Source organism: Flavobacterium hungaricum, from assembly GCF_015182285.1.
GTDB lineage: Bacteria > Bacteroidota > Bacteroidia > Flavobacteriales > Flavobacteriaceae > Flavobacterium > Flavobacterium hungaricum.
This window is the reverse complement of record NZ_PRDM01000002.1, coordinates 569508-588759: the sequence shown is the minus strand read 5'-3', so window position 1 is coordinate 588759 and position 19252 is coordinate 569508. Positions and strand designations below refer to the sequence as shown.

Sequence of the window (19252 nt, the reverse complement as noted above, 5' to 3'; positions counted from 1 at the left end):
AATCAATCTTTTTATTTGTTTCCTGTTTCATGTTCCACGTTTCAAGTTGCTATAGAGAACTTGAAACCTGAACTTGAAACTAAATAACTTTTTTCGTTAATCTGCAATATTAGGGTTTAACCATTTTTGTGCGTATTCTAAAGGTACATTTCGGCGTTTAGCGTAATCTGCAACCTGATCTTCTTTTATTTTTCCAAGCCCGAAATATTTACTTTTCGGATTTCCAAAATAATATCCAGAAACCGATGATGCCGGCCACATGGCCATACTTTCTGTCAATTTAACTCCTATTTGTTTTTCAACATCCAAAAGCTTCCAAATCGTTGGTTTTTCTAAGTGATCCGGACAAGCTGGATAACCCGGCGCAGGACGGATCCCTTTATAATTTTCTTTAATCAATTCTTCGTTTGTTAAAGACTCTTCTCTATCATAACCCCAGAAATCTTTACGAACTCTTTCGTGAAGATATTCGGCGAAAGCCTCAGCAAAACGATCGGCAAGTGCTTTTACCATAATCGAATTATAATCGTCGAGGTTTTTCTCGTATTCTGCAGCCCATTCGTCTACACCAAAACCGGTTGTTACACAGAAAGCCCCCATATAATCATCGATGCCGCTTTCTTTTGGCAGAATAAAATCGGCCAAAGCAATGTTCGGGGCACCTTTTGTTTTTTGAGATTGGACTCTCAAAGTCAAAAATTTCTCTAATACTTTTCCGTTTTCATCACGCAATTCGATATCGTCATCGTCAACCTGATTACACGGAAAAATGCCATAGATTCCTTTTGCTTTTAGTTTTTTCTCTTCTAAGATTATTTTCAACATTGCCTGAGCATCTGCAAAAACAGAAGTCGCTTGTTCTCCCACAACCTCATCGGTTAAAATCGCTGGATATTTTCCATACAATTCCCAAGTCTGAAAAAATGGTGTCCAGTCGATATATGGAACTAAAACATCCAATTCTACATCAACAATTTGTGGGCCGATCACTTTTGGTTTAACTGGCGTATACTCGCTCCAATCCAATTGTAATTTATTTTTACGGGCATCTTCAATTGTCAAGAAGTTTTTATCTCTCGAGCGATTCAGAAAAGTTTCTCTAAAAGAATCATATTCTGCGCGAATATCTGCCGCGTATATTTTTCGGTTATGATCCAACAGGTTTCCTGCAACCGTTACCGCTCTCGAAGCATCGTTTACGTGAATAACCGTTTCTCTGTACTGCGGCGCGATTTTCACAGCCGTATGTGCACGAGAGGTCGTTGCTCCGCCAATCATAATCGGGATTTTTATTCCTTGTTTGTCTAGTTCTTTGGCCAGATATACCATTTCGTCAAGTGAAGGTGTAATCAATCCGCTTAAACCGATAATATCAACATTATGTTCAATCGCTGCTGCAATAATTTTTTCTGGAGGCACCATTACACCGAGATCCACAATCTCGTAATTGTTACAAGCCAAAACCACCGAAACAATGTTTTTACCAATATCGTGAACATCACCTTTTACAGTTGCCATCAGAATTTTTCCGTTTCCAGATTTGTCTCCCGCTTGTTTACTTGCTTCGATAAACGGCAGTAAATAAGCAACGGCTTTTTTCATTACACGAGCCGATTTTACTACCTGGGGCAGGAACATTTTGCCGCTTCCAAATAAATCTCCAACGACATTCATTCCTGTCATCAAATTGATTTCGATTACCTCAATTGGTTTTGTGGCTGCCAAACGTGCTTCTTCTACATCTTCTTCAATAAAAGCATCAACTCCTTTTACAAGTGAGTGCGTAATACGTTCCTGAACCGTTCCTAGACGCCATTCCTGAACCGCTTTTTCGTCGCTTTTTACTTCGCCTTTTACATTTTCTGCAAAATCCAAAAGTCTTTCTGTAGCATCGTCACGTCGGTCTAGAATTACATCTTCAACGTGTTCTAATAAATCTTTCTCAATATCATCGTAAATCGTCAACATCTCTGGGTTAACGATTCCCATTGTCATTCCGTTTTTAATCGCGTGGTACAAGAAAACCGAGTGCATGGCTTCACGAACGTGATCGTTACCTCTAAAAGAAAACGAAACGTTACTCACACCACCGCTGATATGTGCATGAGGCAGATTCTCACGAACCCATTTTGTACCTCTAAAAAAGTCAATTGCATTTAAGCGGTGTTCTTCCATTCCGGTTGCAACTGGGAAAATATTCAAATCGAAAATAATATCCTGAGGAGGAAACCCAACCTGATTCACCAAAATATCATAAGAACGCTGGCAAATCTCTATTCTTCGGTCGTAATTATCAGCCTGACCTACTTCGTCAAAAGCCATAATAATCGCCGCAGCACCGTAACGTTTGATCAATTTTGCATGATGAATAAAAGCTTCTTCTCCTTCTTTTAATGAAATAGAATTTACAACGCTTTTTCCTTGTACAACTTTTAATCCAGCCTCGATAATATCCCATTTCGAACTGTCGATCATAATCGGCACTCTCGAAATATCGGGCTCAGATGCTATCAAATTCAGGAATTTAGTCATTGCCTGAACTCCGTCCAGCATTCCCTCATCCATATTAATGTCGATAATCTGCGCTCCTCCTTCTACCTGCTGTCTTGCAATATCAAGTGCTTCGTCGTATTTCTCTTCCTTGATTAAGCGAAGGAATTTTCGTGAACCTGTTACATTCGTACGCTCTCCAATGTTTACAAAAACACTTTCGGGCGTAATAATTAATGGTTCTAATCCTGATAATACAAGGTCTCTTCTTTTTTCAGTCATTTCTTTTAAAGTTGCTAAGCTTCTGAGAGGCTTAGGTTCTAAGTTTTTATTCTTAATTTCTTTTCCTGCAAGGTTTTCAAAACCTTGTAGGTATTCTATTTTATTAATTTGGGCGTGATTCGCCGCGGCGAACCGGGCTATCCGTTGCAAGTCCTCGCACTTCCTTCGTCAGGCTGTGGGCTTTTCACTTCTATCCCTCACGCAAACTCGGTTTCAAAATATTATCTTGGTCCCGCTATATTTTCATGAACCCATTTTGCTTCTTCATGTGCTGATATTTCTCCATATTTACTGGATAGTCTACTAAATACAGTAGTAAAATCATATGGTGTGCTATCGTCAAAATATGGACCAACAACTCCTAACATCCAATCGTTTTTCGATGCCCAATGCGGTTCATAAGTTTTAAACTTAAAAACATAATAAAAAACATTATTGCCATCAAAATCAATTGTAACTTTTTCTTCCAATTCTATTTCATCTGGACAAGCATCTAATTCCGTTGGAAATTCAAGCCAATTTGCTAGATCTGTTTCCGCTCCTTTTTCAATTGTATTAAAAACATCAGGAAACAATTCTAATTTTTTATATTCTTTCAATAACTGAAATGTAATTTGTCTTGTCAATAAATCAGATGCAAAAGGAAAGACATCTTCTTTAGTAACTTCTAATCCATTGCTTAATTTTTCATAGATTGGCTTAATTCTTCCAAGTCTTATCTCATTTAATTTCTTGTTTTGTATACTAACAACTATATATCTATAAATAGCAAAAAATAAGATTGCTAAAACAATTACACCAATTACTATTAATATTATTCTCATCAATTTCTTTAAAATCTAAGTACCTGCAAGATTTTGAAACCTTACAGGAAACGTAAATATTACGCAAATACCGGCGCCACTCTCGGCTTATAATCCTTTGCAACCTCAGCCATTAATCGGATATGATCTGGTGTTGTTCCGCAGCATCCGCCGATGATATTGATTAAATTATCATCTAAATATTCTTTTATAAAAACCTGAGTTTGCTCTGGCGTTTCATCGTATTGTCCGAATGCGTTTGGCAATCCTGCATTTGGATGCGCTGAAACGTTAAACTGTGTATGCTGTGCTAATGTTTTTAAATACGGTTTCAGCAAATCGGCTCCCAAAGCGCAATTGAAACCAACACTCAATAACGGAATATGCGAAACTGAAATCAAAAACGCTTCTACTGTCTGCCCAGAAAGTGTTCTTCCTGAAGCGTCTGTAATCGTTCCTGAAACCATGATTGGAACATCAATGTTTCTTTCGTCTTTTACTTCTTCAATAGCAAAAAGTGCCGCTTTTGCGTTTAGGGTATCAAAAATGGTTTCTACTAAAAGTAAATCGCAGCCACCATCTAATAAAGCTTCAACTTGTTGTTTGTAAGCGATTCGTAAATCATCAAATGTTACCGCTCTGTATCCAGGGTCGTTTACGTCTGGTGACATACTTGCTGTACGGTTTGTAGGTCCGATTGAACCGGCTACGAAACGCGGTTTTGCTGGATTTTTGGCTGTGAATTCGTCGGCTACTTCACGGGCAATTTTTGCCGATTCGTAGTTGAGTTCATAAACCAGATCTTCCATAAAATAATCCGCCATACCGATTGTGGTTCCAGAAAAGGTGTTTGTTTCTACAATATCGGCTCCCGCTTCGTAATACGCGGCATGTACAGCACGAATCGCCTGCGGTTGTGTTAAGGATAATAAATCGTTGTTTCCTTTTAGCGGATGCGGAAAATCTTTGAAACGTTCGCCTCGAAAATCTTCTTCTGAGAAATTGTATCGCTGTAACATTGTTCCCATTGCTCCGTCGAGGATTAGGATTCTTTCTTTTATTGCTTCTTGTATTGTTGACATATTTTTTTTGCCTTTTACCACGAAGGCGCTAAGACACTAAGCTTTTTTATATTTTTTCAAATTAAACCTAACAGGTTTTAAAAACCTGTTAGGTTTGAACTCTAATCATTTTTTTAATTTGTTTTCAAAAGTTCACAATTGATGGCTTTTTAGCCCCGATGGAAGCAAATATCCTTTTATTCTGGGGTTCAGAATAAAAAGATATTGTGTACAGCGGGAACCCATGACGGCAAAAATGCGCCAATGCTTCGCTCCTTTCACTAATTAATTCAGTGAAATTTTGTTGTAATGTTGTCAGGAAAAGTTTTGAGAAATACTGTTTGTATTTGTGTTATCTATCTTAATTACTGTTTTACAGTATAAAGTAGAATTTAGCACCTTCTTTATGGTAAAGGGTTGCTAAGGTTTCATTGGGTCTATCCCTCCGCCTTTCGTGATAACTTTCAATAAAATTATGAACAGTGCAAAGTAAAGACATAAAGCCGTTAATTGCAAGTGTTTTTTAAAGTTTCTAAATGGCTAAGGTTCTGAGCTTCTAAGATTCTTTTAAAGGCGCTAAAGTTGTAAGCTGTAAAGAGGAAAGTTTAAAAAAACAAACGCTCAAACTTTTAAAAAAGTTTGAGCGTTTGTTTGATTTTTTGTTGTCCACTCAATAAATTTGAGAGTGTTGTTCTTTTGATCAGCAAGTTTGTCTAAAAACTTCTGTCCCAATTTAAAAATGTATCCATGACTTCTTTATGATCTGTAAATTCATTATCTGTCATTTTCATTTCATTGTCAATCTTTGACTTTTCTTCGAGTAGTGTTTCTTCATCCCAATTGCTCATAATAGATAATTTTTTTAATACATTCTTAAAGTTAGTATTTTATATTCGTTTTACAAACACTAAAATCATTTTTTTATTTATGTTACAAAGTTAGTCTCTCGCAGCTTCGAGACAAAGGGACTGAGTTTAAGTTAATATTAAATTATTTGAACTGCCGAGATTCTATGCCGAAAATTCGGGACTAAGCAACTAAACTGAAAAAACAAAATTCAGAAAAATACAGCCCGTGGTTTCAACTACGGCCTATGTTTATTAGATTATTTGACATGCCCTGAAGGAAGCAAAATGTTTGTAAAAACAAATTTAAACCAGCCAAAAAAAAGGCTCCAGAGGAGCGGCATTATATTCTATTTCTAACATGTCACTTCTTTTGAGTTCTAATTATGACACAATAATTTCAATGCTGCAGGCATTTATCTCTCTGGAATTCTCGTAGGATTATCCGTAAAAAAAAGCCCAGACTTTAAAAGTTTGGGCTTTACTATATTTCAATTTTATTAATTTAGAAGCTTAAACAATCGCCTTAACAACCGCTTTTGGTGCTTCTTTACGAGTTCCATCGAAACCGTCTACTCCAGAAACTGTTGTATATTTTAATACATATTTTTTACCTGGATTGATGATTCCGTACGCAGCTTGACACATTAAGGTTGCTTCGTGGAATCCGCAAAGGATTAATTTTAACTTTCCTGGATAAGTGTTTACGTCGCCAATAGCAAAGATTCCCGGAATGTTAGTTTGGTAATCTAATGCATTGTTTACTTTAATAGCATTTTTCTCGATTTCTAATCCCCAGTCGCCTATCGGACCTAATTTTGGCGTTAATCCGAAAAGCGGGATAAAATAATCTGTCTCGATTTTACGGTGTGCTCCGTTTTCTTCGATGTCTAATGATTCAACATGCTCAGCACCATTGATTCCGATTACTTCTGCCGGTGTGATCAATTTGATTTTTCCAGCTGTTTTTAATTCCTGTACTTTTTCTACAGAATCTAAAGCACCTCTAAATTCATTTCTGCGGTGAATTAAAGTTACTTCTGAAGCTACGTTTGCTAAGAAAATTGACCAGTCTAATGCTGAATCTCCTCCTCCGGCAATTACAACTCTTTTGTCTCTGAATTTCTCTGGATTTTTAATGAAGTATTTTACTCCTTTATCTTCATAAAACTCGATATCTTCTATAAGTGGTTTACGCGGCTCAAAGCTTCCTAAACCTCCTGCGATTGCAATAACAGGTGCGTGAAATTTAGTTCCTTTGTTGGAGGTCACGATAAAACTTCCGTCTTCTTGCTTTTCGATTGTTTCTGCACGTTCGCCTAAAGTAAAGCCAGGTTCAAACTGTTTGATCTGCTCTTGCAAACCATCGATTAAATCTCCTGCTAATACTTCTGGAAATCCAGGAATATCATAAATTGGTTTTTTTGGATATAACTCTGATAGTTGTCCTCCCGCTTGTGGCAAGGCATCTAGAATGTGGCATTTTAATTTTAGCAATCCTGCCTCAAAAACGGCAAATAAACCTGTTGGTCCTGCTCCAATTATAAGTATATCTGTTTTAATCATTATGGTGTTGTTTATAATCATTCTTAATAATACAAAGAAACGAATAATATATTCTATTGACAAATGATTTTTATCATTGATTTCCTTGCTCTTTTTACTCTCTATTTTTTAATGAAGAGGTAATCTCATTCATTCTTTTAACCTTTTCTTCAAAGTTTCCTTTGAGTGTTTTTCGGTATTCGTTGAGATTTTCAACCATTTGGTTGATGTCTTCCGGAATTACTTCTTCAAAAAACTCTCGCAGTCTTTTGGCTGTTGTCGGCGACTTTCCGTTGGTCGAAATGGCAATTTTTACATTTCCTTTTGTTACAATTCCGCCCAAATAATAATCGCATAAATCTGGCGTATCGGCAATATTGCAAATCAAATAACGCTTTCGGGCTAAATCGTATACTTTTTTATTGACTTCTAAATCGTCAGTACACGCAATTACCATATGCCGTTTTTTGAGCATTTTTTTCTTAAACTTCGATTCTGTTAAGGTTATCGAAGGATGTTGTTCTGCGAGCACTTTGATCTCTAAATGGAAATCTTTTGCTACAACCTCAACATTGGCGTTCGGACTTGATTTTAGCAAGAAAGAAAGCTTTTCCAGACCTACGTTCCCTCCGCCCACAATTAAAACATTTAAGTTGTGGAGTTTTAGAAATATCGGATATAATTCGTTTTGTTCCATGTTACCAATATGTTGTTCCTAAAGGAACAATTAATACTGCAAACTTCGGGTTAAAACCTGACGCTGCAAAATAGATTGTCAATCAGATGTTCCTAACGGAACATTATTATTGAAAACATTTATTTTTTTTTTCTACCGATGAATTGTTCCTAACGGAACATCTAATTTTAATGAACGGTTTCTTTCTTTGTCTACCGATGAAATGTTCCTAATGGAACATCTAATTTTGATCAATGATTTCTTTTTTTTCTACCGATGAAATGTCCTAACGGAACATCTAATTTTAATGAATGGTTTCTTTTGAAACAAACTCTTCGTAAAACCCTTTTAATTTATTGCTTTCTCTGACAACTTCTCCTAACACAATAATTGCCGGCGAGCTCAATTTTTGTTCTTTCACCACTTCAACAATCGAATCTACCGTTCCTACTCCTACTTTTTCTTCTGCCGTTGTTCCGTTTTGGATGATGGCAACCGGTAAATCCCCTTTATTTTCTTTTTGAAATAAATGAACGATTTCTGTCAATTTATGCATTCCCATTAAAATCACTACGGTTGCAGAAGATTGAGCTGCCAAAGCTACATCTGCAGATAATTCTCTGTTTGATGTTGTGCCTGTAATTGCCCAAAAGCTTTCTGAAACGCCTCTTTTTGTAATTGAAATTCCCTGACTTGCAGGAACGGCAACTACAGATGAAATTCCGGGAACAACAGTGGTTTCAATTCCGAAGCTTTCTGCAAATTCAACTTCTTCGCTTCCTCTTCCAAAAATAAACGGATCTCCGCCTTTTAATCGGACTACATTTCCATACGTCAAAGCATTATCAACTATCAGCTGATTGATTTGTTCTTGTGTGTAACTGTGGTTTCCTTTTCGTTTTCCAACAAAAATTCGGATGGCGTTTTTTGGTGCGTGTTCTAATATTTCTTCGTTTGCCAATGCATCATACAAAACCACATTCGCTTCAGCCAATGCTTTTACAGCTTTGAGCGTAAGTAAATCCGGATCACCAGGACCTGCACCAACTAAAGTTATTTTGGGTTTTATATTAAGCATTTGCTAATTCTTGTGCTCTGTATTTTTCTATGATTGCAAAAAATGCGATTCCTTCCTCGATATATTGTTTTGCAAATGCTTCGGTTGGATCATTTTGATTGATTTGATATACCAATTCTCTAAAGGTTGTCGGCAATCCAATTTTTGCGCTTTCTACAAAAACTTTATCAAATAAATCAACAATTCCAGCGTGATTGTTTGTTTTTTCGTTTTCAGAAAGTAATAATGCTTTGGCACCGTTTACAAATCCAGCATAAGCGTGATAGATTGCATCTGACCATTTTCCTTCGTCGAAAGATTCTTGTGCGAATGTTAATTTATCTTTTGCTTCTAATAATAAAGTCGCTACTAAATCGATCACAACTCCGGCACATTCTCCAACTCCTACTGCTTTTACATAATTATCCGCATTACCCCAATCCACAAAATCAGCTTCTGTTAAATTGGTTACATCTGCGAAAGGTTTTAAAATTTCATAGAAATATTTCTCTCCTTTTGCATCGTAATAGTTTAGGAATTTTTCTCCGTTTGCATTGGCATCAAAATCATTTAAAATGGTACGCAAAGCATCTGGTCCTCTACGGCTCGGAATTTTAATTACTTTGTCTGCAAAACGTCCAGCTCCATTTCCTAATCTTCCTCCACCTAACAGAACCTGCAAAGCCGGAGCAACTAGTTTTCCTGAGTTTATAGACATTCCTTGGAATCCAATTGCAGACATATTATGCTGTCCGCAGGCATTCATACAACCTGAGATTTTAATTTCAATTTCGCGGTTGTTTAAATACTGAGGATATTCTGCATTTAAAACTTTTTCTAATTCCTCAGCTATTCCGGTACTACTTGCAATCCCCAAATTACAAGTATCTGTACCCGGACAAGCTGTAATATCTGCCGTTGAATTATAACCTAAATGAACAAAGTCCAGTTTGGCTAATTCCTGATAAAAGAAAGGAAGATTCTCTTCTTTTACGTGACGTATTACAATATTTTGACGCAATGAAAAACGTAATTCGTTTGCTGCGTAATTTTTTATTAAATCTGCTAATAATCTGGCTTTATCCGTATAAAAATCTCCTAATAAAACTTTGATTCCAATGGCATAATAACCTTCTTGTTTCTGTTTGATTACATTCGATTTTTTCCAGGCTTCATAAGCTGCAGTATCTTCGATTGTAACTTGTGGAACTTGCAATAATGGTTCAGCAATTGGTCCTTCAAAAGCTGTTGTATCTATTTCGTATGTTTCAAAAGCGATGGCTTTTTTCTCTTTTTCAACCAAATCAAGAAAAACATCTTTTCCCATTTCTTTGATTAAGAATTTCATACGTGCTTTCATTCTTTTGGCACGCTCACCATATCGGTCGAAAATACGGATGATTCCTTCTGCAGTTGGAATGATTTCATTTACCGGAACAAATTCTGTAAGCAATTCGGCATGTGCCGGCTGAGATCCTAAACCTCCGCCAAACATGATTTTAAAACCTTTTTGCCCGTCTTTAATTTTCGGAATAAATCCTAAATCGTGTAAATAACTCAAAGCAGTATCTTCGTCTGAAGACGAGAACGAAATTTTGAATTTACGCCCCATTTCCTGACAAATTGGGTTTCTTAATAGATATTGAAAAAGCCCGTGCGCATAAGGTGAAACGTCAAACGGTTCGTTTACGTCAACACCAGCCAATTCGCTTCCTGTAATATTTCTAACCGTGTTTCCGCAGGCTTCACGAAGTGTAATATCGTCTTTAGCCAAATCTGCCCAAAGTTCCGGTGTTCTGTCTAGACTTACATAGTGAATCTGGATATCCTGACGCGTCGTTATGTGTAAACGTCCTGTAGAATATTCATCAGAAACCTGCGTGATACGTACTAATTGCTCACTGGTAACTTTACCATAAGGCAGTTTGATACGAATCATCTGAACGCCTTCCTGACGCTGCCCGTAAATACCACGCGCTAAACGTAAGCTGCGAAAACGCTCATCATCAATTTTTCCTCCACGGAATAAATGAATCTTTTTTTCTAATTCGATGATCTCTTTCTGAACGATCGGATTTTCTATTTCTGTTCTAAAACTTTCCATTTTCTTTTGCTTTTGGCTCTTAGCTAATAGCTAACTTTAACTTTCTTATTTGTGCTCAAGACTTAAAGTCTATTGCATTTTATCTAATAAATCCAACTCCAGCGGTGGTATTGGTTGCGGTATCAATTAAGATAAAAGCTCCGTTTGATTTATTTTCGTTATAGGCATCAAAATATAAAGGCTTGCTTAATTTGATGTTTACTTCTCCAATTTCGTTGATCGCCAATTGCGATGCCTCTTTTGTTCCAGAATAATCTGTTGAAATTGTATTTTTGATACTTTCTACTTTTGCCAGAACAGAGTTTGTGTTGTGCTGTACAATATATTTTGTTCCTGCAACCAGTTTTTTACTGTCCATCCAGCAAACGGTTGTGGTGATTTCTTTTTCAATTTTTGGAAGTTCAGATGATTTTACAATCATGTCACCTCTCGTTACATTGATATCATTTTCTAATTCGATTGTAATTGAAGATCCTGCTGCAGCTTCGTCAAATGTTTTATCGAAAAAGTGAATTTTTGATACTTTTGATTCTGTTAATGAAGGAAGAACCGTTACGGCATCTCCAACCTTAATTGAGTTTCCGTATAATTTTCCTGCGTATCCTCTAAAATCGTGGTATTCTTCTGTTTTTGGACGAATAACAGTTTGAACTGGGAAACGTGCTTTTCCTGTTTCAAAAACATCATGAGAATGCAATCCTTCTAAATGTTCTAAAACTGTCTGTCCATCATACCAAGGCATATTTTCTGATTTGTCAACCACGTTTCCGCCGTTTATAGCGCTTAACGGAATGTAACTTACGTTTTGTTCCTTGAAAGTACTTTTTGCATTTAATGCCTGAAAATCGGCTTTGATTTTATTGAAAACTTCTTCTGAATAATCCACTAAATCCATTTTGTTAATCGCTACGATTACTTCTTTTACTCTCAATAAATTATTGATAAAAAAGTGACGGTATGTCTGCTCGATCACGCCTTTTCTGGCATCAATTAAAATGATTGAAACCTGAGAAGTCGACGCTCCTGTAACCATGTTTCTGGTATATTCTACGTGCCCTGGAGTATCTGCAATAATGTAACTTTTCTTCGCAGTCGAAAAATAAATATGCGCAACGTCAATTGTGATTCCTTGTTCTCTTTCTGCTACCAATCCGTCTGTTGCCAAAGAAAAATCAAGATAATCGTAGCCTTTTTGTCTGCTGCTTTTTTCGATTGCTTCTATTTTATCTGTAGTCAATGATTTTGTATCGTACAACAATCTTCCGATCAAAGTACTTTTTCCGTCATCTACACTTCCTGCTGTTGCTATTTTTAAAACGTCCATCTTAATATTTGTTTCAGGTTTAAAGTTTCAGGTTTCATGTTCTCTCGAAACTTAAATCTGTATGTTTTTTTGAATTTTACTTTCTGTTGTTAACTTTTAACTTCTAACCAAAAATTAAAAGTACCCTTGTTGTTTTCTCTTTTCCATTGCAGCTTCAGAACGTTTGTCGTCGATTCTGGCTCCTCTTTCAGAAATGGTTGACGATCTGATTTCGCCTACCACTTCTTCGATTGTTGCAGCATAAGATTCAACTGCAGCTGTACAACTCATATCTCCAACGGTTCTGAAACGAACAATTCGTTCTTCGATTTGTTCGTCTTCTTCCTGATACACATAAGGAGAATGCGACCAGATTAAACCGTCTCTCAAAAAAACTTTTCTTTTATGTGAAAAATAGATTGATGGAATCTCGATTTGTTCTTTTTCGATATAACTCCAAACATCTAGTTCTGTCCAGTTTGAAATTGGAAAAACACGAACGTTTTGACCATTTTCAATTTTTCCATTTAAAATATCAAACAATTCAGGTCTTTGATTTTTTTCGTCCCATTGTCCGAAATCATCACGAACTGAGAAAATACGTTCTTTAGCTCTTGCTTTTTCTTCATCACGACGCGCTCCGCCAATACAGGCATCAAACTTAAATTCTTCAATTGCATCCAAAAGCGTTGTGGTCTGCAGGCTGTTTCTACTAGAATATTTTCCCGTTTCTTCAACCACTTTTCCTTCGTCAATAGCATCCTGAACGTTACGAACGATTAATTCTAATCCTAATTCTTCTACCAATTTATCTCTGAAAGCAATTGTTTCAGGGAAATTATGTCCCGTATCAACGTGCAAAAGAGGAAACGGAATCTTTGCAGGAAAAAATGCTTTTTGTGCTAAACGCACTAATGTAATAGAATCTTTTCCTCCCGAGAAAAGTAAAACTGGTTTGTCAAACTGTGAAATTACTTCTCTGAAAATATAAATTGCTTCACTCTCTAAAGCGTTTGTTTTTAATACTGAACTCATTTTGTTTTTTTGTTTGATATTTTTGTTGTGAAAAATTTTGTTTCAGGTTTAAAGTTTCAAGTTTTTCGCCTGATCTAAAATCTCCACTCTTTATTCTATAATCTCTACTCTATTCTCTGCAGAAGTCTTGTCTCTTGCTTCTTTCTTCTACTACTCTTTCTTAGCACTGTGCAAACCACACTCTTTATGGCTTGATTCCCACCACCATCTTCCAGCTCTGATGTCTTCTCCCGGAAAAATGGCTCTTGTACAAGGCGCGCAGCCGATACTTACGAAACCTTCTTTGTGCAACGCATTCTGAGGCACATTAAATTCTTTTAGATGATTTTCTACTTCTTCTAAAGTCCATTTTAATAACGGATTGAATTTGATGATTTCAAAACCTCCATCGTATTCAAACAAATTCAAATCTTGTCTGTTTTCAGATTGTTCGGCTCTTAAACCTGTAATCCAGACTACGTTTCCTGCTAAAGCTTTTCGTAATGGAACCACTTTTCGAATAAAACAGCATTCTTTTCTGTTTTCAACCGAATCATAAAAACTGTTCGGTCCTTTTGTCTGAAGTAGATTTTCTACCGCCGCAGCTTCTGGAAAATACACTTCAATCTGTTTTTTGTATTTTTTTAATGTTCTGTGAAAAACATCATACGTTTCCTGAAACAGTCTTCCTGTATCTAAAGTAAAAACCGTAATATCGATGTCATTTTTGAAGATAAAATCGGTAATTACCTGATCTTCCTGCCCAAATGAAGTCGAAAAAACAACTTGATTTGGATATTTTTCTGCCAAAAAATTTAAAGTTTCTTCTAACGAAAAATCTTTTGTTTCTTCTAATAATAATTCTACAACTTTCGCACTCATATTCTCTTTCCTTTCTAAATATATCTTTACAATAATTTAGATAATGTTTTTAAACTTAACAAGATGATTAATATTCCAACGGCAATCATCATTGGTTTTCTTTTTATTTTATTTACTAAAAAAGCCGCAATCGGCGCTGCAATTACACCCCCTGCAATCAATCCGATGATAACCTGCCAGCCATGAATTCCGCCGAAAAGCATGAACGTAATACCGCTTGCAAAGGATATCGCAAACTCGGCAGCATTAACAGAACCAATGGTGTATTTCGGATTTCTTCCTCTTCCTAGCAAAGTTGAAGTTACAATCGGACCCCAGCCTCCGCCGCCTATTGAATCCATGAAACCTCCAAAGACAGCTAAAATGCCTAATTTTTTAGTTTTCTTTTTTTCAACGTTTTTCTTCAGCGCTTTTTTAATAATAATAGCCGCCAAAATGATCATATAAACCGCAATAAAAGGCTTAATAATATCACCATCAATAAAATCAGACAATAAATAAGCTCCGGTGATTGAACCTAAAACTCCTGGAATCAACAGATGTTTTACCAATTTTTTATTGATGTTTCCAAAACGATGATGCGATAACGCAGATGCTCCCGTTGTAAACATTTCTGAAACGTGAACTGCGGTACTGCTCACAACCGGAGGTACTCCGTAAGCCAATAAAAATGACGTAGAAGTTGCTCCATAGCCCATTCCTAACGCGCCGTCTACCAATTGGGCAAAAACACCAATTAAGAAAAAAGCCAAAAGGTTTTCATCAACTCCGTGAGCTAAACCACTCCAAGAAAATTCAGCGTGATGATTATAAATTAACGTAACAACTAAACCTAATAACAAAACAACAGGTATTATAACCCATAAGTTTTCCTTTGACAAAGCATTCGCCTTTACAGTGGTATTGTTTAATTTAAGTTCATTTTCCATATTCTAGGATTTGTTTTCTGGTCTTTCAAAAAATCCATTACCCTATCGGCTTAGTAGATTACTTTGCAAATGTACTATATATTTTGAAATATCAAAAAAATAAATTTACTTTTTGCGTGAGTTATTCTCTTTTAAACCAAGATGTAAGACATTCTAAAGACGATTAGTAATTAATTTAACAAATAATACACAGCAATAGTAAGATTGTAACAAGACAATCGGATTTTGTGATTTACAAAAATACGTATTTAATCTCTACCAGATCTATAGGATAATTATAAAAATGTTGTATTTTTACGCAAATTTTTTTTATGGATTTTCAGATTGGTCTTGTAATTGCAGGTTTAGTTGTTGGATTTATTGTTGGGTTAACAGGTGTTGGAGGCGGTTCTTTAATGACTCCCATTTTATTATATTTTAATATTCCACCTACAACCGCTGTGGGAACCGATTTACTTTATGCTGCATTTACAAAAGCCGGAGGAATATTTGTACACAATAAAAAAGGCAATATCAACTGGAAGATCACAGGCTGGCTCACTTTAGGAAGTGTACCTGCTGCTTTGCTTACTTTATGGATTTTACACAGTATTAAAACAGACATCGAAACTATAAACCGAGTAATCAAACATAGTTTAGGCTGGGCGCTGTTATTTACTTCAGTTGCCATTATATTCAAACAAAAAATATTAAAATACTCGCAAAAACACGCTGGAGATAAATTCCACAGCGAAAGCACTACTCAAAACATGCTTACTATCGGGATCGGAGTTTTACTTGGGGCAACAGTAACTTTAACGTCGATTGGCGCAGGAGCTTTGGGAACTGTTACTCTGTTCTTTCTTTATCCTTTATTACCAACAGCAAAATTGGTAGGGACAGAAATCGCACATGCAGTTCCGTTAACTTTGGTCGCAGGACTTGGCCACGCTTCTATGGGAAATTTAGATTTAGGATTGTTAGGCCAATTATTAATGGGATCACTTCCAGGAATTTATATCGGAAGTATGCTTAGCGGAAAAGTTCCAGATCAGTTCCTGAGAAATGCTATCGCAGTAATGCTTTTCTTAGCTGGATATAAGTTAATTTTTTAGAATAAACATCCCCTTTACAAGGTTTCAAAACCTTGCAGGACAATTAAATACTAAAATAAAGTTCTAAAATGCAATATCTGCCAAAGAATTACTTTCTAATATTTTAAGTGTATTATCGCGTACTTCTGTCATTAAACGTCTTGCTGCACAGGTAGTTTCATCATCACAGTCGTCACATCTTTCGTAGAAATTATGGCTCGCACAAGGCAAAAGAGCTATCGGACCTTCCAGAATACGATAAACCTTAGCCATACTGATATCTTTCGGATCTTTGATAAGATAGTAACCGCCGCCTTTTCCTTTTTTGGCTCCAAGAAATCCTGAATTTCTCAAAAGCAATAAAATACTTTCCAAGAATTTAATCGAAATATGTTCACTTTTGGCAATTTCGGCAATTTGAACTGGATCATTATTTTCGCGTCTTGCTAAATAAGTCAAAGCTTTAATTCCGTATTTTGTTTTCTTTGAAAGCACTAATTATAATTTTTGATTTTAAATTGCTGATTTTAGATTTCCTTTTTCAACAACCTAATTTATTAAAAAACAAAAGTATGCTTTTTGTTTGAACTTTCACATAAGAAGAAAGTTAAATTCTACTAAATCTATCAAACTACTTCTTTTTGACCGATTAAATTGAAATCCTCAAATAATTTTACCTCTTCATCCAATTCCTTTTTATTAACTACATAGGTGTCAGAAATAGAATCATGCCATCCTCTTGATGAATTAAAAAAAGTAAAAGCTTCAAAAGGAATAAGACGGCATAAAGTTCGTATTAGAATCTTTTTAGGTTTAGGCATTAAACCATTTTCATCAACAACAATTGTTCCCGTAACAAATTTACCTAGAGATCTCCCGCAAAAAGCTTCAATCACAAAGTAATAGAGCAGTGTCAACATTATGCCGATAAGAAATACATAAAAACTATTTAAATTAAAATACCAAAATCCCGGAGCCGTAAAACCAAATGAATCCAGAATATTAATTACAAACGGCATTGCAATTCCAAATAAATAAGCCAAAATATAGGTAGCTGCATAGTCAACAACATAATTAAGAAAACGTTTACCACTTGAAGCTGTTATTCTTTCATTCAAAACATAATTAGATTCAGTCATATTTCAACTTGTTTCAAAATAATTAGATCCTTTAGATCCAAACAAAAATATAGCTTTTTCCTAAACAAGCATAAAAAAAGGTTGTTTTAACCCTAAAAAAATTACATTTAAAATCATCTGTATCATCTTGTAAAAATATATTTTTCTGGAAACACCTCATAAAAAAGACGATTTTTGATAGCGGCTTTTACTATCAAAAATCGTCTTTATATAATTTTCAGATTAAATCTAAAATCTGAATTCTAAAATCTAATATCAAGAAAGCGCTTGCTTCAAATCTGCAATTACATCTTCAACAGTTTCCAAACCAACAGAAACACGAACAAGACCTTGCGTGATTCCAACTGCCAATTGATCCTCTTCAGATAATTTACTGTGTGTTGTAGAAGCTGGATGTGTCACAATTGTTCTTGTATCACCGATATTTGCCGAAAGCGAACAAAGTTGAATTGAATTCAAAAATTTTCTTCCCGCTTCAATTCCGCCTTTAATTTCAAATGCAATAATATTCCCTCCGGCTTTCATTTGCTTTTTGGCAATTTCGTACTGCGGATGCGATTTTAAGAATGGATATTTTACACTATTTACATTCGGGTGACTTTCTAAAAATTCAGCCACTTTTAAAGCATTTTCGCAGTGTCTGTCAACACGAACGGCCAAAGTTTCTAAACTTTTAGACAAAACCCAAGCATTAAATGGCGATAAAGCCGGACCTGTATTTCTAGAAAATAAATAAATCTGTCTGATTAAATCTTCGCTTCCAACGGTAACTCCTCCTAAAACACGCCCTTGTCCGTCGATTAATTTTGTTGCAGAATGTATTACTAAATGAGCTCCAAATTTTATTGGCTGCTGCAGATAGGGTGTTGCAAAACAATTGTCTATGATTAAAATCAAATTGTGTTTTTTAGCAAGATCTCCCAACAATTGCAAGTCGATTACATCTACACCAGGATTTGTTGGTGATTCTGCGTATAATATTTTAGTATTTGGCTTAATAAAACTCTCAATAGTCTCTGGTTTGCTGATCTCAAAATAAGACGTTTCGATATTCCATTTTGGAAAATAGGTCATAAACAAAGCATGTGTTGAACCAAAAACACTGCTTGCCGAAACGATGTGATCTCCTGAATTTAATAAGGCGGCAAACGTAGAATAAACCGCTGCCATTCCGGTTGCAAAAGCATAACCAGATTCTGCACCTTCCATTTTGCAGATTTTATCTACAAACTCTGTAGTATTTGGATTGCTGAAACGGCTGTAAATATTTCTTTCTTTTTCTTCTGTAAAAGAAGCGCGCATATCTTCTGCATCCTCAAATACAAAACTTGACGATAAGTATAATGGCACCGAATGCTCTAGATACTGCGATCTTTCTAATTGTGTTCTAATGGCTTGTGTCTCAAAACCAAATTCTTCTGTATTCATTGTGTTGTTTTGTTGTTTTGTTTTTTTGTTTCAAGTTTAAAGTTTCAGGTTATCTCTGAACTTAAAATTCAAACTTTTTAGAGAGATTTTCTAATTCTCTAATTGACTAATTTTCTAATTCTTACAAAGATTCGTTGTTCAAGACAACTTTATATTTAATCGTTGCTGTTGGTTCTACTGTTTTGGCAACTGAGCAGTATTTCTCAAAAGAAAGTTGTGCTGCTTTTTTTGCTTTTTCCGGATTGATTTTTCCTTCTAAATAAAAAACCACATCGATTTCTTTAAAAGGTTTTGCTTCTTCAATCTGAACTCGTGTTCCTTCAACCTCAGCGTTAAAAGAAGTGATTTCCTGACGTTGTTTTTTCAAAATAGAAATCATATCAATAGCACTGCATCCTGCAACTCCCATTAATACTAACTCCATCGGACTTGCACCTAAATCGCTTCCGCCAAATTCGGCTCTGCTGTCAACGTCAACTACGTGCCCGCGTTCATTTTTTACTTTAAAATGAAATGCGTCGTTTACTCTGTTTAAGGTTACTTTCATTGTGTTGTTATTTTTTTGTTTTTTTTAATTCAATTTTCTGCAATCTTCTCATTTCGCTGAACAAGACTCGATAA

General features: G+C 35.7%; 17 protein-coding genes and 1 riboswitch. Of the genes, 1 reads left to right on the top strand and 16 read right to left on the bottom strand.

What is annotated here, in order from left to right; genetic code table 11:
• Positions 1–96 precede the first annotated feature (96 nt).
• The 12 genes from metH to C4F50_RS10270 form a co-directional block, all read right to left on the bottom strand.
• Entirely contained in the window at positions 97–2772 is a 2676-nt protein-coding gene (gene metH / locus C4F50_RS10320) for a methionine synthase (protein WP_193846600.1), read from the bottom strand.
• 221 nt (positions 2773–2993) lie between these two features.
• Entirely contained in the window at positions 2994–3596 is a 603-nt protein-coding gene (locus C4F50_RS10315) for a hypothetical protein (protein ID WP_193846598.1), read from the bottom strand.
• Positions 3597–3655: 59 nt separating this feature from the next.
• A complete protein-coding gene (locus C4F50_RS10310) occupies positions 3656–4657 on the bottom strand; it encodes a homocysteine S-methyltransferase family protein (RefSeq protein ID WP_193846596.1) in 1002 nt (333 codons plus the stop codon).
• A 328-nt stretch (positions 4658–4985) separates the two neighbouring features.
• Positions 4986–5100, bottom strand: a riboswitch (SAM riboswitch).
• Between the two features lie 249 nt (positions 5101–5349).
• The gene (locus tag C4F50_RS25775; protein WP_255521127.1) at positions 5350–5484 is read right to left on the bottom strand and encodes a hypothetical protein; all 135 of its coding nucleotides are present in this window, start codon (positions 5482–5484) and stop codon (positions 5350–5352) included.
• A gap of 510 nt (positions 5485–5994) precedes the next feature.
• Positions 5995–7047, bottom strand: a complete 1053-nt coding sequence (locus C4F50_RS10305; protein ID WP_193846594.1) for an NAD(P)/FAD-dependent oxidoreductase — start codon at positions 7045–7047, stop codon at positions 5995–5997.
• Positions 7048–7141: 94 nt separating this feature from the next.
• Positions 7142–7723, bottom strand: a complete 582-nt coding sequence (locus tag C4F50_RS10300; RefSeq protein WP_193846592.1) for a precorrin-2 dehydrogenase/sirohydrochlorin ferrochelatase family protein — start codon at positions 7721–7723, stop codon at positions 7142–7144.
• A gap of 283 nt (positions 7724–8006) precedes the next feature.
• On the bottom strand, positions 8007–8780 hold the full coding sequence (gene cobA, locus C4F50_RS10295) for a uroporphyrinogen-III C-methyltransferase (RefSeq protein WP_193846590.1): 774 nt from the start codon (positions 8778–8780) through the stop codon (positions 8007–8009).
• Positions 8773–10863, bottom strand: a complete 2091-nt coding sequence (locus C4F50_RS10290; RefSeq protein ID WP_193846588.1) for a HEPN domain-containing protein — start codon at positions 10861–10863, stop codon at positions 8773–8775. The genes cobA and C4F50_RS10290 overlap by 8 nt, the downstream gene beginning before the upstream one ends.
• A gap of 79 nt (positions 10864–10942) precedes the next feature.
• Positions 10943–12187: a sulfate adenylyltransferase subunit 1 gene (locus C4F50_RS10285; protein ID WP_193846586.1), complete on the bottom strand. Its 1245-nt coding sequence runs from the start codon at positions 12185–12187 to the stop codon at positions 10943–10945.
• Between the two features lie 114 nt (positions 12188–12301).
• Complete coding sequence (gene cysD, locus C4F50_RS10280) at positions 12302–13201, bottom strand: sulfate adenylyltransferase subunit CysD (RefSeq protein WP_193846579.1); 900 nt, start codon at positions 13199–13201, stop codon at positions 12302–12304.
• 150 nt (positions 13202–13351) lie between these two features.
• The gene (locus tag C4F50_RS10275) at positions 13352–14062 is read right to left on the bottom strand and encodes a phosphoadenylyl-sulfate reductase (protein WP_193846577.1); all 711 of its coding nucleotides are present in this window, start codon (positions 14060–14062) and stop codon (positions 13352–13354) included.
• Positions 14063–14088: 26 nt separating this feature from the next.
• A complete protein-coding gene (locus tag C4F50_RS10270; protein WP_193846575.1) occupies positions 14089–14991 on the bottom strand; it encodes a sulfite exporter TauE/SafE family protein in 903 nt (300 codons plus the stop codon).
• A gap of 311 nt (positions 14992–15302) precedes the next feature.
• On the opposite strand from C4F50_RS10270, the gene C4F50_RS10265 reads away from it, so the two are divergent.
• On the top strand, positions 15303–16085 hold the full coding sequence (locus C4F50_RS10265) for a sulfite exporter TauE/SafE family protein (protein ID WP_193846574.1): 783 nt from the start codon (positions 15303–15305) through the stop codon (positions 16083–16085).
• A 63-nt stretch (positions 16086–16148) separates the two neighbouring features.
• Here C4F50_RS10265 and C4F50_RS10260 read toward each other — a convergent pair whose 3' ends face one another.
• From C4F50_RS10260 to C4F50_RS10245, 4 genes are all read right to left on the bottom strand, one after another.
• Complete coding sequence (locus C4F50_RS10260; protein ID WP_193846572.1) at positions 16149–16559, bottom strand: RrF2 family transcriptional regulator; 411 nt, start codon at positions 16557–16559, stop codon at positions 16149–16151.
• A gap of 131 nt (positions 16560–16690) precedes the next feature.
• Entirely contained in the window at positions 16691–17203 is a 513-nt protein-coding gene (locus tag C4F50_RS10255; protein ID WP_193846570.1) for an RDD family protein, read from the bottom strand.
• Between the two features lie 255 nt (positions 17204–17458).
• Positions 17459–18631, bottom strand: a complete 1173-nt coding sequence (locus C4F50_RS10250; RefSeq protein WP_193846568.1) for a trans-sulfuration enzyme family protein — start codon at positions 18629–18631, stop codon at positions 17459–17461.
• A 121-nt stretch (positions 18632–18752) separates the two neighbouring features.
• Positions 18753–19178, bottom strand: coding sequence for an OsmC family protein (locus tag C4F50_RS10245; protein ID WP_193846566.1), 426 nt, complete (start codon positions 19176–19178; stop codon positions 18753–18755).
• Positions 19179–19252: the final 74 nt, after the last annotated feature.